The 14229-nt window shown below is 38.1% G+C and carries 18 protein-coding genes; 13 read left to right on the forward strand and 5 right to left on the reverse strand.

Annotated features, from left to right (window positions below; all coding sequences use genetic code 11):
- The first annotated feature begins 12 nt into the window (after positions 1-12).
- The 3 genes from ACIQXV_RS05540 (at position 13) to ACIQXV_RS05550 (ending at position 3135) form a co-directional block, all read left to right on the forward strand.
- Positions 13-834: a sulfurtransferase gene (locus ACIQXV_RS05540; RefSeq protein WP_402956781.1), complete on the forward strand. Its 822-nt coding sequence runs from the start codon at positions 13-15 to the stop codon at positions 832-834.
- 89 nt (positions 835-923) lie between these two features.
- Positions 924-1793, forward strand: a complete 870-nt coding sequence (locus ACIQXV_RS05545) for a 5'-3' exonuclease (protein ID WP_402957143.1) — start codon at positions 924-926, stop codon at positions 1791-1793.
- Positions 1794-1911: 118 nt separating this feature from the next.
- Positions 1912-3135 (forward strand): ATP-grasp domain-containing protein, encoded by a 1224-nt coding sequence (locus ACIQXV_RS05550; RefSeq protein WP_402956783.1) that lies wholly within the window; start codon positions 1912-1914, stop codon positions 3133-3135.
- Between the two features lie 58 nt (positions 3136-3193).
- Here ACIQXV_RS05550 and sspL read toward each other — a convergent pair whose 3' ends face one another.
- On the reverse strand, positions 3194-3328 hold the full coding sequence (gene sspL, locus ACIQXV_RS05555) for a small, acid-soluble spore protein L (RefSeq protein WP_402956785.1): 135 nt from the start codon (positions 3326-3328) through the stop codon (positions 3194-3196).
- A gap of 88 nt (positions 3329-3416) precedes the next feature.
- Here sspL and ACIQXV_RS05560 point away from each other — a divergent pair, with 88 nt between their 5' ends.
- Together ACIQXV_RS05560 and ACIQXV_RS05565 are read left to right on the forward strand one after the other, a co-directional pair.
- A complete protein-coding gene (locus tag ACIQXV_RS05560) occupies positions 3417-3908 on the forward strand; it encodes a divergent PAP2 family protein (RefSeq protein WP_402956787.1) in 492 nt (163 codons plus the stop codon).
- 44 nt (positions 3909-3952) lie between these two features.
- Positions 3953-4222, forward strand: a complete 270-nt coding sequence (locus tag ACIQXV_RS05565) for a DUF6123 family protein (protein WP_402957144.1) — start codon at positions 3953-3955, stop codon at positions 4220-4222.
- Positions 4223-4307: 85 nt separating this feature from the next.
- Here the strand turns inward: ACIQXV_RS05565 and ACIQXV_RS05570 are convergent, their stop codons facing one another.
- Entirely contained in the window at positions 4308-4727 is a 420-nt protein-coding gene (locus ACIQXV_RS05570; RefSeq protein WP_402956789.1) for a reverse transcriptase-like protein, read from the reverse strand.
- 173 nt (positions 4728-4900) lie between these two features.
- Between ACIQXV_RS05570 and ACIQXV_RS05575 the strand changes: the two genes are divergently transcribed.
- Complete coding sequence (locus ACIQXV_RS05575) at positions 4901-5557, forward strand: reverse transcriptase-like protein (protein ID WP_402956791.1); 657 nt, start codon at positions 4901-4903, stop codon at positions 5555-5557.
- Between the two features lie 20 nt (positions 5558-5577).
- Positions 5578-5763 carry a zinc-finger domain-containing protein gene (locus ACIQXV_RS05580; RefSeq protein ID WP_402956793.1) on the forward strand — a complete coding sequence of 62 codons (186 nt, stop codon included), beginning with the start codon at positions 5578-5580 and terminating at the stop codon, positions 5761-5763.
- Positions 5764-5824: 61 nt separating this feature from the next.
- Here ACIQXV_RS05580 and cspD read toward each other — a convergent pair whose 3' ends face one another.
- Complete coding sequence (gene cspD / locus ACIQXV_RS05585; RefSeq protein WP_402956795.1) at positions 5825-6025, reverse strand: cold-shock protein CspD; 201 nt, start codon at positions 6023-6025, stop codon at positions 5825-5827.
- A 279-nt stretch (positions 6026-6304) separates the two neighbouring features.
- On the opposite strand from cspD, the gene ACIQXV_RS05590 reads away from it, so the two are divergent.
- From ACIQXV_RS05590 to mntR, 3 genes are all read left to right on the forward strand, one after another.
- The gene (locus ACIQXV_RS05590) at positions 6305-6586 is read left to right on the forward strand and encodes a hypothetical protein (protein WP_402956797.1); all 282 of its coding nucleotides are present in this window, start codon (positions 6305-6307) and stop codon (positions 6584-6586) included.
- Between the two features lie 240 nt (positions 6587-6826).
- The gene (locus ACIQXV_RS05595) at positions 6827-8995 is read left to right on the forward strand and encodes a DNA topoisomerase III (RefSeq protein ID WP_402956798.1); all 2169 of its coding nucleotides are present in this window, start codon (positions 6827-6829) and stop codon (positions 8993-8995) included.
- A 94-nt stretch (positions 8996-9089) separates the two neighbouring features.
- The gene (gene mntR, locus ACIQXV_RS05600) at positions 9090-9512 is read left to right on the forward strand and encodes a transcriptional regulator MntR (protein ID WP_402956800.1); all 423 of its coding nucleotides are present in this window, start codon (positions 9090-9092) and stop codon (positions 9510-9512) included.
- Between the two features lie 35 nt (positions 9513-9547).
- Here the strand turns inward: mntR and ACIQXV_RS05605 are convergent, their stop codons facing one another.
- Complete coding sequence (locus tag ACIQXV_RS05605) at positions 9548-9760, reverse strand: DUF3892 domain-containing protein (RefSeq protein WP_402956802.1); 213 nt, start codon at positions 9758-9760, stop codon at positions 9548-9550.
- Between the two features lie 115 nt (positions 9761-9875).
- Positions 9876-10784 (reverse strand): homoserine O-acetyltransferase MetA, encoded by a 909-nt coding sequence (gene metA, locus ACIQXV_RS05610; RefSeq protein ID WP_402956804.1) that lies wholly within the window; start codon positions 10782-10784, stop codon positions 9876-9878.
- 154 nt (positions 10785-10938) lie between these two features.
- On the opposite strand from metA, the gene ACIQXV_RS05615 reads away from it, so the two are divergent.
- The 3 genes from ACIQXV_RS05615 (at position 10939) to ACIQXV_RS05625 (ending at position 14138) form a co-directional block, all read left to right on the forward strand.
- Complete coding sequence (locus ACIQXV_RS05615; protein ID WP_402956805.1) at positions 10939-12621, forward strand: formate--tetrahydrofolate ligase; 1683 nt, start codon at positions 10939-10941, stop codon at positions 12619-12621.
- 17 nt (positions 12622-12638) lie between these two features.
- Positions 12639-13169 carry a hypothetical protein gene (locus tag ACIQXV_RS05620; RefSeq protein WP_402956807.1) on the forward strand — a complete coding sequence of 177 codons (531 nt, stop codon included), beginning with the start codon at positions 12639-12641 and terminating at the stop codon, positions 13167-13169.
- Between the two features lie 120 nt (positions 13170-13289).
- Positions 13290-14138, forward strand: coding sequence for a DegV family protein (locus ACIQXV_RS05625; RefSeq protein WP_402956809.1), 849 nt, complete (start codon positions 13290-13292; stop codon positions 14136-14138).
- Positions 14139-14229: the final 91 nt, after the last annotated feature.

Below are 14229 nucleotides of genomic sequence, written 5' to 3' on the forward strand. Positions count from 1 at the left end.
GGGAACTATTGCATGAATCATGTTAGGGACAAGGAATGGTTATTGAAAAATTTAAACCAAAATAAGGTAAGAATTGCGGATTGTCGATTTTCATTGGCAGAACCCAAAAAAGGAAAACAGGACTATTTAAACGATCATGTTCCTGGTGCGGTTTTCTTTGATTTAGAACATGATTTGTCAGGTTCAGTTGGTAATCATGGGGGGCGGCATCCATTGCCTGCTGTAGATGAATTGGATGTGAAACTAGAAAAGGCGGGTATAAGCAACGACACAATCGTCATCGCTTATGATAACGGGGAAGGTTCATATGCCGCTCGTTTTTGGTGGCTCCTTCAATACCTTGGCCATCAACAGGTATATGTGCTTGACGGCGGATATAAAAGTTGGCGGGAAGGGAATCATCCTGTAACAGGTGATATCCCAACATTTGAAAAAGCGAATTTCCAAGTCAAGCTTAGGTCTGAATTACTGGCAGACGTTGAGGAAGTAAAAGAAGCAGTTGAAAAACAAACCAAGATCTTAATCGATTCCCGCGAAGAAAAGCGTTATCTTGGTTTGGAAGAACCAATTGATAAAAAGGCCGGCCATATCCCAGGTGCAATTAATAAGCCATGGATGAACGGGCTAAGGGATAATAAATATTTACCAGTTGTTGAACAAAAACATCGGTTTTCAGATATTGATCCTGACAGCCAAATTATCGTGTATTGCGGCTCAGGGGTAACTGCTGTGCCAAATTTCCTCACCTTAAAAGAGGCAGGTTTTGAAAAAGTAAAACTATATGTTGGCAGCTTTAGCGATTGGATCTCCTATGAGGAAAATAAAATCGAATAATATTTCAGTTCATCTTATGTTATAATGTAACTCGTGTTGTTTTTAATATAAGGAGGACTAAAGAATTGGAAAATCAAAAGCCTTCACTAATGCTTGTCGATGGTATGGCCCTGTTATTCCGTGCCTTTTATGCTACTGCAGTTACTGGACAATTTATGATAAATTCAAAAGGAATTCCGACCAACGGGATTCATGGTTTTGTTAAACATTTATTTACAGCGGTATCTTCATTTAAACCAACACACCTTGCTGTTTGTTGGGATATGGGAAGTAAAACCTTTCGCACTGAATTATTTGCTGATTATAAAGGCAATCGCGGTGAGGCACCGGTCGAGCTGATCCCCCAATTTGATTTAGTAAAAGAAGTTGTCGCATCCTTTGATATTCCAAATATCGGATTGGCGGGCTTTGAAGCAGATGACTGTATTGGCACGATTGCCAAGCAATCAAAGGACTACGCTCATGTGTCTATTTTAACTGGGGACCAAGATATTCTTCAGCTCCTTGATGATAATATATCAGTTATTTTATTGAAAAAGGGCTATGGGAATTACCTTGTTCACACGCCGCAAACCTTCTTTGAAGAAAAAGGGATCACACCAAGACAAATGATCGATTTAAAAGCGCTAATGGGCGATCCAAGTGATAATTATCCTGGGGTGAAAGGTATTGGTGAAAAGACTGCTCTTAAGCTTTTACAGGAATTTGACCATGTTGAGGGCATCATCTCGAACTTAGATCGGTTATCAAAATCCAATAAAACAAAAATTGAGCAGGATTTAGACATGCTCCACCTTTCTAGAATGCTAGCGGAAATTAAATGCGATGTCCCCGTTAGCTGTGCATTAAAAGATGCAGGATTAAGAATTGAAAAAGAAAAAGCATTAAATAAATTGATGGAAATTGAACTTCGAGGAGTACAGAGATTGCTGCCGGTTGATGAAGCAATAATTTCCTGATGAAAAAGGTTGTCTCGATTTGAGACAACCTTTTTAATTAGGCTAAATTTCAAGAACTCTTGGTTTTCGTCCTAATAGGATAGTAGCAAGACCATAAATATAGGGATGAATGATGGGTATGGAAATAATAGTCTTTATCGGAAGTAACAAATCTGGGTCGAGCAGAGAAGCGCTTATTACTTCCACTAAAATGGGTTATTACACAATTCTTTTAACGAATAGGAAGGGATTCATAAAGCATAAAGAGGAATTCCCGGAAGTTCACGAGATGATTTATGAGGAAAATTTAAGTGACGAAGAAAAAATTCAATCCATTCTTTCGAGGATAGAAAAAGACAAAAAGAAAATTGCTGCTGTCATAAGTTTTATTGATCCATTTGTTTCATTAGCAGCGAGGATCGCCATTGGGCTAGGGCTTGTTCCATTATCAACCAATGCTTTAACGATTATGGAGAAGAAAACCCGATTTCGTGAACAGCTAAAAGCCAACCCGGTCACACCGCATTATAGCATTATCAAAAGTAATCAGCCCATTCATACCTGTGTCTTAGGTTTTCTAGATGAATTGCCGTTAGTCTTAAAATGTCCAACATCAAATGGTTCAAAGGATGTCATGTTAGCTTCAACCATTTCTGAGTTGAAAGATAGTCTGTCTTATTTAAGGAGAAAATACCCTGACACATCCTTATTAGCGGAAGAATATTTAGAGGGAACACAATATTTGATTGAGGTCATCGCATTTAAAGGTGAAATAACCATGGTAGCGGTTATTGAGCAAGAAATCCAACAAGGTGGTCGGTTTATAATAACGGGATATATTTACCCGGCTGCATTAACAGAAACCGAATATGACAAATTAGAAGCTGCTGTAACAAGTGTCATTAGCCAACTGGAATTAGTAAATGGCACATGTCATTTAGAAATGCGGCTTATTGATGGTGAGTGGAAGTTAATTGAAATTAATCCACGAATGTCCGGTGGGGCAATGAATCGAATAATCCAAGAGGGTACAGGAATTAATTTAGTAAAAGAAACGATTAAACTCTCCCTTGGAGAAGTGCCAGCATTGGAAAAAACAAAAACAACCCATGTGTATGCAAAGTTTCTTACAGTTAATACGAGAGGGAAATTACTAAAAGTGACAGGTGAAAATATTGCTTCTGCTTTTGAAGGGGTAGTAGAAGTATTTGTAAAGCCAAGAAATGGAGCAATCTTAACAATACCCTATTCGCTTGGCGATCGTTATGCGTATGTCATTGCTTCTTCTGAGACAACAGAACAAGCAAAACTCATTGCTTCCACTGCATCAATGGAAATAAAGTTTTACTTAGAACCTCTTTAGCTTAATACTAATGCTGGCTGTCACATCAAGGGGACAGCCAGTTTAGCTGCAAAAAGGTTTATTTCGTATTCTTTTTTTTTGCGGCATTTTCTAGTTTACTTTTCGGTTCCTCCGCAAATTCCGCGTCCTGTCCATATCCCTGTGGATTAACCCCATGCGCTTTCACACCGCGGTTATTACCTTTTTTGCTCATTTATAAATCACCTCCCATAACAGGTAGTATTTCCATTAGGAATAATACCACTCGGGCTTTCTAACAATAATGGGTGAGGTGATAAAAAATGAACAAAGGTGTTTATTTAGCCCTTTTTAGCATTGGTCTTGCCCAAGCAGTGAAAATACCTATTCATTATGTTAAAAAGAACGAATGGCGTCCCGAGCTGTTTTTTGGTACAGGCGGCATGCCCAGCTCCCATTCAGCCGGGGTTTCGACACTTACAACCTATATTGCCTTACAAAGAGGACTGCCAACCTTTGATTTTGCCCTTTCACTTGTTTACGGATTAATTGTCATGTACGATGCACAAGGTGTCCGTCGGCAAACAGGCGAGCTAACTTTAAAAGTAAACTCAATGAATGATTTAATTGAAAAAATTCATAAAGAAGAAAGTGTCGAATTTAAACAAAACTCTCCTAAAAAACTTAAAGAAATGTTAGGTCACCAGCCGGAAGAAGTGGTTGGCGGCGCATTACTTGGTATAGCTGTAGGGGTAATTGGCCATCTGTGTGCAAAAAAGAATAGAAAAGAGTCACTATTTAGGTTAAGATTTTAAAGGGGAATTTTTTAGATTTAGCGGGGGAGAGGGATGGGTTGTCAGTGCGAACAGTTGAAGAGTATTTGCACTACTTGCAAGGAAAAGGCTTTCAATTTCAAGATGATGCAATTGGCTTTATTTTCTTTGGGAAACACTATACAAATGCTGCCGATGAAATGATTAATACAGCGATAGAGCTGACGTTAAAAGCACAAAAGAGCTTCGATGGCAGTTTTTATATGTCCTTGCTGGAAACGTTTATTTCGAATAAACTCAAGACGAGGCAAGAAGCAATAAATTTTGTTAAGGAACAAGAATTGCTTGCGATATAAATAAAAACTCCCATCAGCAGGGAGTTTTTTAGTTAAGTTTCAAGTCCTTTATTTTTCTTAATAATATCAGCAAATATTGGTTTTTTCATGATGATGAATAAGGCTCCTCGCTTAAATTATTTTGTATCGCCAGTCGTGCCAGTTCATCAGCAACTTTGTTTTCAGCACTTGGGATCCATTTCATAAAAAACAAGTCGAATTTTTTTGTTAACTGTAATGCTTCAACAAGTAAAGGAGCATACAGCTTATTTTTGACAAACTCTTTTTCGACAGACCTATTCACTAATTCTGAATCCGTTCGAAACGAGACAACTGAATGGACGAATCCATAATTTAAGCATATGTTCAGGGCTTTAATAAAAGCATGAAATTCTGCTTCATGATTTGACATAATACCTAGCGGTATCGAATATTTTTCTGTTATGCCATTTGCTTTAATGAAAACCCCAGCTCCGCTTTGCCCGGGATTACCAGCACTCGCTCCATCAATATAGACCTCAATCAATGATGTTTCCTCCATTTTAATAATACTGAAAGTTTAACATATTTTAACACAGTAATTTAGTGATATTTTTTCTATTGCTCATGTGGGTATGATAATAAATATATATATTTATTTAGTAAATGAATAAGCTAATTGGTAAGAATAAGAAAATCATTCTTGAGAGGCTGAATACAATGAAATATAGATTAGAGTGGTACTATAAAGTTAAAAGTAGTGAAAAAGTCCAATGTTCCTCCGATTGGGTAGCCGGTGAATTAGCAGTTCAAATGGGAGAAGAACTTGAGGCAACTGGCAAGGTAATGGATTTGTATTTTTATGATGAAAAAGGGACATCTTGGATATTAAAGGAAATGAAAAAGTTGTTAACGGAAATCCAAGATGACCCCCATGAAATTACCGTCTATTTTGACGGGGGATTCCACAAGGAAACAAATCAAGCAGGGCTTGGGGCTGTGATTTTTTTTAAGCAGGGAAAAAAGAAATATCGCATCCGTGCCAATGAACGTGTTGAAGAAATGGAATCCAACAATGAAGCCGAATATGCCGCTTTTTATTATACATTAAATATTTTAGAAGATTTAGGTGTCCATCATCTCTCCTGTGAATTTAAGGGCGATTCACAGGGAGTATTAAAGCAGCTCGAAGGGGAATGGCCATGTTATGAGGAAACGCTTAACCGATGGCTCGACCGGATTGAGGTAAAAATGAAAGCACTGGGACTGCTGCCAAAATATACGGTCATTCCAAGAAAGGATAATAAAGAAGCAGATAAATTGGCTACCCAAGCATTAGAAGGAAAAGAAATCTTCGCCAAAACATTAATTCTTTAAAAAGTGGGTGCTAAGTAATAATGAAGCCTTCAACCAGAAAAGAACTTTTTATTCAAGTAGAAAGCTTGATGAATCAATATTGTGAAGGCTGTTTTCTACATCAGCAGCTAAAAAAAGAAGGCGGACGGAGATGGGCTCATCGTTTCTGTATTTCACAATGTACAGTAGGAGAAAGGCTGCAAGAGTATGGAAAAAAACTCAAATGAAAATTGGAAATAAAAAGGCTGGCGAAAACCGCCAGCCTTTGATTGGTCATTTTTATTTTGATTATAGTTTTACTAGGTTAGCAGCTTGTGGTCCACGGTTTCCTTCAACGATTTCGAAAGAAACTTCTTGACCTTCTTCTAATGATTTGAAGCCTTCGCCTTGGATCGCACTGAAATGTACGAATACATCGTCGCCGCCCTCAACTTCGATAAAACCAAAACCTTTTTCATTGTTAAACCATTTTACTTTACCGTTTTGCATGTACGTCTTCCTCCTAAGCCTTTCAAGACACCACAAAAGGTGCCAAAGATAAATATTATCATGCAGCAAATCAGCTTATATTGTTATTTGGTACATGATGCTTTAAATATACAATAATGAAAATGGACAGTCAAGGAAAGGCAGGCGGTTTTTTGCCGAAAACATGCAGGTTTCGAGAAATTAATAAAAAAGTCTGAATTTAACTTCCTTATTAACATAATTACGGCTCTTCCTCATATGTTAAATTAATAAATTTTTCATGATAGAGGTGGGGAAGCGATGTTCCGATTTTCAATTGAAGGGGAGGATTGGATTTTAAGGTTCTCACCGCAAGTTTTCATTGAAGAGGAAGAAAAGCAAGCAGTCTTAATGTCACTGCTGCAAATTGGTGATGATTTAACCGATTTTTCTCATGGTAATGCATTTATAATGTTTACAAAGAAAATTGGTGCCATTGTCTTTGATGTCGAAAGAATACCATCGTTAATATTAACTGTATCTAACATCGTTCCTAAGGAAAATTGGTATATTCAGGAATCACCGATTACTGATTTAAAGTAATCAATCATGAAAAATAATAGATGAAGTTTTAAGGGGAGGCCAATTTCATTATGGCTCCCCTGATTTAATTTGTTAGATAAATGGTACCTCGTAATCTTCGGAAAATTTTGTCATTAATTTGACAAATATTCGAGGCCTATTATTATTGGAATCCTGGCAGCTGCATTTTTTTATCTCTTTACGAAATTCAGTTCAAGTGGGAAAATGAATCCGGGATGCTGTAAAAAGGAGCAAATGAAAATGAAATTAATTATTGCCGAAAAGCCCGATCAAGGTTCAACATTAGCTTCTATATTTAAACATAAAAAACAAAATGGTTTTATCGAAATTTTTCCGAATGATACCTTTACAAAAGGTGCCTATGTCACCTGGGCAATCGGCCATTTATGCCAGCTTGTGGCACCGGAAAAGTATGAGCCAGGCTGGAAAAAATGGTCATTAGACAATCTGCCCATTATACCAGAACATTTCAAGTACGAAGTAACGAAAGATAAAGCAAAACAATTTGCTGTCATTAAGAAACTTGTTACAAACCCGGAGGTTACGGAAATTATCCATGCAGGTGATGCGGGGCGTGAAGGTGAATTAATCATCCGCAATATTTTAAGGTTAACAAACTGTAAAAAACCGATGAAACGACTGTGGATTTCATCGTTAACACCTAATGCAATTCGCGAAGGATTTTCAAAATTATTGGATGAAAATGAGACGAAAAGCTTATATTTTGAGGCCTATACCCGTGCCTGTGCGGATTGGGTAGTGGGAATGAATGGTTCACGGCTATATAGTTTGCTGCTGCAAAAAAAAGGATTTTCCGATGTGTTTTCAGTTGGCCGGGTACAGACACCAACGTTAGCGCTTATTGTTAAAAGAGAACTAGAAATCGAGAATTTTAAGTCCGAGCCATTTTGGGAAGTTATTGCTCATTTTGCCATCAATGGCAAAAAGTACAATGGAAAGTGGCAGAATGACGGAGAAACCCGCGTTAAGACAAAAGAAATGGCCGAAAAAGTTGCAGCTTTTTGCCGAGAAAAACCCGCGGAAGTGGCGGAGGTAATTTCTGAACGGAAAGAATTTTTACCGCCGTTTTTATATAATTTATCAGCGTTACAAGCGGAGGCAAATAGGCGCTTTAAATTTCCGCCCAAAAAGACGCTGGATGATCTGCAAAAACTCTATCAAAAAGGGTATGTTTCCTATCCCCGCTCCGATTCGCGGTATGTTACGAAAGAAGAGGCCAATACCTTCCCTGATATTCTGAATAAATTGAGCCATATCAAAGATTATTCACACTTTTTTCCATTACCAATCGCCTCAATAGCGGATAACAAACGATATGTAAATGAAAAGAAGGTTACCGATCACTATGCCATTATTCCTACTGAACAAATTCCAAATGTTGAGAGGCTGAGCCCTGACGAACGGATGATCTATGATTTAATCGTAACGAGTTTAATCGCAGCTCATTACAATAAAGCCATCACCGAATATACAACCGTGACCACATTAGTAGATGGCAGGGCAGCCTTTATCTCAAAAGGGAAGGTACAACTCGAAGAGGGCTGGAGAAAAGTTCTGAATCAAAAGGAACGTGAGGATGAACCCGAACTTCCTGCACTGACAAAGGGGGAGCAGGGAAAGACGGTAAAAGTCGATGTAAAAGAAAGCCATACGCAGCCGCCAAAGCGCTATACTGAAGGACAGTTGATCACATTAATGAAAACAGCCGGTAAGCATATAGATGATAAAGAGCTTGAGAAAGTATTAACAAGAACCGAGGGCCTTGGAACGGAAGCAACAAGAGCAGGGATTATCACAATGCTAAAGGATCGATTATACATTGAAGTGAAAAAGAATTTAGTTTATGCAACCGCAAAAGCAAAAATTTTAATTGAAGCCGTCGGACATGAAATCCTAGCTTCACCGGAAATGACCGCTAAGTGGGAACAAAAATTGAAGGAAATTTCAGATGGTTCTGCGGTCCCATTGCATTTTATGGATCAAACAAAAAAGATGGTACTACATTTAATCTCCTCTAGTATTGGCAAATCGGCCAATTGGTCCTTTTCTGAAGAAATTACCCAAAACTTTACTCCCGGTAAACAAACGACAAGGAGAAAAACGGTTACAAAAATAGGACCTTGTAAAAAATGTGATGGATCAATCATTGATAAAGGGAGCTTTTATGGTTGCAGTAATTATAAAAATAATCAATGTAATTTTACCATTTCCAAAAAAATCCTAGGGAAAAATATTACGCAGAAAAACGTGAAATTGCTGCTTTCGGAAGGTAAAACAGAAATGATTGAGGGATTTACAAACCAGGACAAAACCTTTAATGCAAGGCTTTTCCTTGACGAAAAGGAAAAAAGAGTAAAATTTTTATTTGAAGAACCAGCAGCAAAATAACCCACTATTGATTTCAAATAAGTGATAAAGAGCCTTGTCACTCCTATTTTTCTATAGTAAACTTTTAATGGAGTAATTTTTTGGAGGTTTCGGGATGCCAACACCTAGTATGGAAGATTATATTGAACAGATCTATATTTTGATTGAAGAAAAAGGATACGCTCGGGTCTCAGATATTGCTGAAGCGCTATCCGTCCATCCCTCCTCAGTAACGAAAATGGTACAAAAACTTGATAAAGATGAATATTTGGTCTATGAAAAATACCGAGGGCTGAGTTTAACATCAAAAGGTAATAAAATTGGTAAACGCCTTGTCTTTAGGCATGAATTACTTGAGCAGTTCCTCAATATCATCGGGGTTAAAGATGAAAATATTTATCGCGATGTTGAAGGCATCGAGCATCATTTAAGCTGGGATTCGATTGATCGAATCGGTGACCTTGTTCAGTTTTTTGAAGAGGATGAGAATAGGGTTGAACTATTGAGAGAAATTCAAAAACAAAATGAACAAGAATAATAAAGAAAGCACCTAGCAGCGATTGCTAGATGCTTTTAAAATAAATTCGGGTATTGGTCAAAGGACTGGTCGGGCTCCGGCATCAAGGACATATTTCCGTCTGTATCATGGATGGTCTGGACACCTTGGATTAGGCCATTTTCAGCCTCCATTAAGGCTTTACGATAAGAAATAATCCGCCCGCCGGAAGTAACAAAACTGATAATCTCTCCAAAATGATTGCGATGCACTCCAGCGATTGTTTCCATCTAAATTCCCCCTTTCCCGTATTATTCCTTTATTGTACGAATATTAAACAAAAAGCGGTAATCAGATGTTAGGAGAATAAAAAAATAAGCATCGGATGTAAACCGATGCTTATTGTTAACCCCACATATAAGGAGTTTCTTGATACACATAATAATTAAGCCAATTTGAAAAGAATAAATGTCCATGTGAACGCCAGCGATTGATTGGCGGCTGGGTTGGGTCATTGTTTGGAAAATAATTTTCAGGCATATGGATCGCGAGACCTTTTTGCAAATCTCTTTCATATTCCTGCGCAAGTGAATCAGATTCATATTCCAAATGTCCAGTGATCATGACATGCTTTCGATCTCGGGAAGCAATCAATAATGCTCCGGCATCTTCTGAGGCAGCCAGCAATTTTAATTCCGGTATTTTTAAAATAGCCTCAATCGATACATCCGTATAACGGGAATGGGGCGCATAAAAATGATCATCAAATCCTCGTAACAAAATATCATTTTGCTCGAAAATACGGTGGGCATAAATACCGGAACATTTTCGCTGTAATTCAAATTTACCAATACTATAATAATAATAAAGTGCAGCCTGCGCTCCCCAGCAAATATGTAATGTTGAGATTACATTTTGATTGGCCCAGTCCATAATTTCGGTTAATTCGGACCAATATTTTACCTGATCGAATTCTAATAGTTCCACAGGGGCACCAGTAATGATCATCCCGTCAAACTTATGATTTTTAATTTCCGGGAAGGTAGTGTAAAACTGCTGCAAATGCTGTTTGCTCGTATGGGTAGATTCATAGGATTTGGTTTTAAGAAAATTAACATTTACCTGTAAGGGTGTGTTTCCCAATAATCGTAATAGCTGGGTTTCCGCTTTTTCTTTTTCAGGCATTAAATTCAAAATCAGTATATTTAAAGGCCTTATATCCTGACTGGTTGCCCGTTCATTATCCATGATGAAAATATTTTCCTGCTCAAGAACCTCCCTCGCAGGTAAAAGCTTTGGTATGTTAATTGGCAAGTGATCCTCCCCCTTTTTAATTTCATTATAAACATTATTATAAATTCAGAAAAGATAATAATTTGTTCATAATTAATAATCGGAATGAAAACGCTTTTTTGGTATAATAAAGGAGTAGTTTAAAATCGGCTGAATGCGGGGGGTTAATGTGGCTATGAAAACATCAGTGAAGTCAGACATTGAAATTGCACAAGCATCAATAATGAAACCAATTGTGGAAATTGCAGAAAAAATCGGGTTAACAGAGGACGATCTCGAACTTTATGGAAAATACAAAGCGAAAATTTCCAATGAAGCACTAATCCAAATAAAGACTAAAAAGAGTGGAAAAATAATACTTGTCACCTCAATTAACCCTACTCCGGCGGGGGAAGGAAAATCGACCGTTACGGTTGGGCTGGGGGATGCATTTAATCGCATTGGAAAAAAAGCAATGATTGCCATGCGAGAACCTTCATTGGGTCCGACCATGGGAATTAAAGGGGGGGCAACTGGCGGCGGCTATTCACAAGTATTGCCAATGGAAGACATTAACTTGCATTTCACTGGAGACCTTCATGCGATTACAACGGCAAACAACGCCCTTGCAGCCTTAATCGATAACCATCTTCAGCAAGGAAATGAACTGAATATTGACCAGCGCCGGATTGTCTGGAAACGTGCTGTTGATTTAAATGATCGCGCATTAAGAAATGTGATTATTGGTCTTGGAGGCCCGCTTCAAGGCGTACCAAGAGAAGATGGATTCGATATTACGGTAGCATCGGAGATAATGGCGGTTTTATGTTTAGCAGCTGATTTGAAGGATTTAAAATTACGACTATCCCGAATGGTCGTTGCCTATAATGTTCATAAGGAACCTGTTACGGTCGGTGATCTTGGGGTTGAAGGTGCCCTAACCTTATTGTTGAAAGAGGCTATTAAACCAAATCTTGTTCAAACCATTGAACATACTCCAGCACTTATTCATGGAGGCCCGTTTGCTAATATTGCACATGGATGCAACAGTGTTATCGCTACAACTTCAGCAGCCAAGCTAGCTGATTATGTCATCACAGAAGGCGGCTTTGGAGCTGATTTAGGTGCAGAGAAGTTTTTACATATCAAATCTAGAAGTGCTGGGATTAAACCGGAGGCTGTTGTAGTCGTTGCGACCATTCGCGCTTTGAAAATGCATGGCGGAGTAGCTAAAACGGAGTTAGCTAACGAGAACATTCCATCCCTGACACTTGGGTTTGCTAATTTGCAAAAACATATCGAAACAATCAAAAGCTTCGGCTTACCAGTAGTCGTTGCCATTAATAAGTTTATCACTGACACAGATTTAGAGGTTCAAACATTATTAGAGTGGTGTGACAGAGAGAACGTTCCTGTTTCGTTAACGGAGGTTTGGGAAAAAGGTGGAGAAGGAGGCATTGAGCTTGCTCAGAAGCTGTTAGAAGTAATCGAAAAAGAAGAAAATAATTTCCATCCGTTATACGACCTATCTGATTCGCTTGAACAAAAGATTCAAACCATTGTTCAAACGGTTTATGGTGGTAAGGATGTTGATTTTTCACCAAAAGCGAAAAAACAATTAATTGATTTTGAAAAATTCGGATGGTCTAATTTGGCTGTCTGCATGGCGAAATCGCAATATTCCTTATCGGATGATCCAACAAAGCTAGGCAGGCCAACGGATTTCACCGTAACGATAAGAGAATTTAAACCATCCATCGGAGCCGGGTTTATTGTGGCGTTAACAGGCGAAGTAATGACCATGCCAGGACTTCCTAAAAAACCTGCCGCATTAAATATGGATGTGGATGAAAATGGGAATGCAGTAGGATTATTTTAAAGGAGTCGAGCTATTAAATGTTTGATCCAACAGCCTTCGATAATATGAAGGTCGTCATTGAAGGTGCCTTATATGATAATGATATTAGTGGAGAAATTGTCATCACAGATCGAAATGATTTAATGAATATGGCCAAAATGTCCCGACATTTTGATGTATCCTTCCAATTACCTAATCGCCCTGTCACGGCGAAATTTAAAATGGAATCGAGACTAGCTAATTTGGCTGCTGAACTTCTCTTACACGCAGTACAAGAGCAGCATGCTGGTTGTTTTGTGAGGCTCGAGTTTTCACTCGACTATGAAGAGGAGATCGATTTTCAAACAATAAAAGATATTCTTGAGGATACATGGGGGACAGATAGAAAAATTTCTTTGTCAGTTCATCAAGACCCATTAGATATGAATAAGACAAAATCTACACTTATTACAGTGGAATTTGACCGATTGATTACAGAAGACCAATTGGAAGACTTGGTTGAAATGATCAATTTCATGAAGTTAACCTTAGAACAACTATACATGCTTATTTTTGTTCAAATGGAGTAAAACCAGCTTTCATTAGCTGGTTTTATTTGTGTGATTAAATATTTACAGTATTGGAAATAAAGGGTACGATTATCCTAACTAGATTTTAAGACCTCATACTAAAAATAAGGGGAGATGACAGTGGTTAAAACGGCGTGGGTTACCGATAGTACGGCTTATTTAGATGATGAACTGAAAAGTCATCCCGATTTATATACGATTCCATTAACCGTTTTGCTTGATGGTGAGGAATATTCTGATGGAATCGACTTGACCCCCCAACAATTATTTGCGCGATTAAAACAGCTTAAAAACCCTCCGATGACATCGCAGCCCTCAGTCGGTGCGTTTCAAGCTTTATATCAACAGCTTGAGAAAGATTACGACCAAATTATCACCGTCCTAATCTCAGGAAAACTAAGCGGTACGGTATCTTCAAGTGAGCAGGCGGCAAAACTCGTCGATATTCCGGTTACAACCTTTGATTCACAAATCCTTACCTATCCAATGTCAGCATTGCTGAAAAAAGGAATGGAATTATTAGCAGCCGGTAACAGTATTGAAGCGATAATAGAAGAGCTAGAACAAATAAGGGAAACGAATGAGACATATGTTTTAGTTGGAAGCCTAGAACAGCTTCATCGAGGCGGAAGAATGTCCGGTCTGCAATTTTTCCTCGGCAGTATGTTAAACGTGAAACCGATTATTTCAATTGAAAAGGGAGCACTTGCGGTTAAAGAAAAAATAAGGGGAGAGAAAAAGGCTAAAGAAAAAATTCTTGATTACTTCCGATCCGCATATGAAAAATACCAAATTAAAGAAGTATATCTTTTATTCGGTTTACATGAGAGTCATACTGATGATTGGCGAATGGAACTAAAGGAACAATTCCCCCAAGTGGAGATTATTTGCTGTCCATTAGGAGCTGTAATCGGTGTTCATGCTGGTGAAAACACCCTTGGAATCAGTTGGTTTAATGGTTTGAAATAATAAACGAATAATAGATTCCGCGGATTCGATGTGATTTCCGCGGTTTTGTTATTTTATGATAAAATAGCAAGGATGAAAGTAGGTGTACACT

This window comes from Neobacillus sp. NPDC097160, from assembly GCF_044762155.1.
In the GTDB taxonomy this organism is placed as follows: domain Bacteria; phylum Bacillota; class Bacilli; order Bacillales; family Cytobacillaceae; genus Neobacillus.

Bases quoted from the DNA above. Each gene is read 5' to 3' on its own strand.
- ACIQXV_RS05540 (WP_402956781.1), top strand. From the start codon at position 13: ATGAATCATGTTAGGGACAAGGAATGGTTATTGAAAAATTTAAACCAA.
- ACIQXV_RS05545 (WP_402957143.1), top strand. From the start codon at position 924: ATGCTTGTCGATGGTATGGCCCTGTTATTCCGTGCCTTTTATGCTACT.
- ACIQXV_RS05550 (WP_402956783.1), top strand. From the start codon at position 1,912: ATGGAAATAATAGTCTTTATCGGAAGTAACAAATCTGGGTCGAGCAGA.
- sspL (WP_402956785.1), bottom strand. From the start codon at position 3,328: ATGAGCAAAAAAGGTAATAACCGCGGTGTGAAAGCGCATGGGGTTAAT.
- ACIQXV_RS05560 (WP_402956787.1), top strand. From the start codon at position 3,417: ATGAACAAAGGTGTTTATTTAGCCCTTTTTAGCATTGGTCTTGCCCAA.
- ACIQXV_RS05575 (WP_402956791.1), top strand. From the start codon at position 4,901: ATGAAATATAGATTAGAGTGGTACTATAAAGTTAAAAGTAGTGAAAAA.
- ACIQXV_RS05580 (WP_402956793.1), top strand. From the start codon at position 5,578: ATGAAGCCTTCAACCAGAAAAGAACTTTTTATTCAAGTAGAAAGCTTG.
- cspD (WP_402956795.1), bottom strand. From the start codon at position 6,025: ATGCAAAACGGTAAAGTAAAATGGTTTAACAATGAAAAAGGTTTTGGT.
- ACIQXV_RS05590 (WP_402956797.1), top strand. From the start codon at position 6,305: ATGTTCCGATTTTCAATTGAAGGGGAGGATTGGATTTTAAGGTTCTCA.
- ACIQXV_RS05595 (WP_402956798.1), top strand. From the start codon at position 6,827: ATGAAATTAATTATTGCCGAAAAGCCCGATCAAGGTTCAACATTAGCT.
- mntR (WP_402956800.1), top strand. From the start codon at position 9,090: ATGCCAACACCTAGTATGGAAGATTATATTGAACAGATCTATATTTTG.
- ACIQXV_RS05605 (WP_402956802.1), bottom strand. From the start codon at position 9,760: ATGGAAACAATCGCTGGAGTGCATCGCAATCATTTTGGAGAGATTATC.
- ACIQXV_RS05615 (WP_402956805.1), top strand. From the start codon at position 10,939: ATGAAAACATCAGTGAAGTCAGACATTGAAATTGCACAAGCATCAATA.
- ACIQXV_RS05620 (WP_402956807.1), top strand. From the start codon at position 12,639: ATGTTTGATCCAACAGCCTTCGATAATATGAAGGTCGTCATTGAAGGT.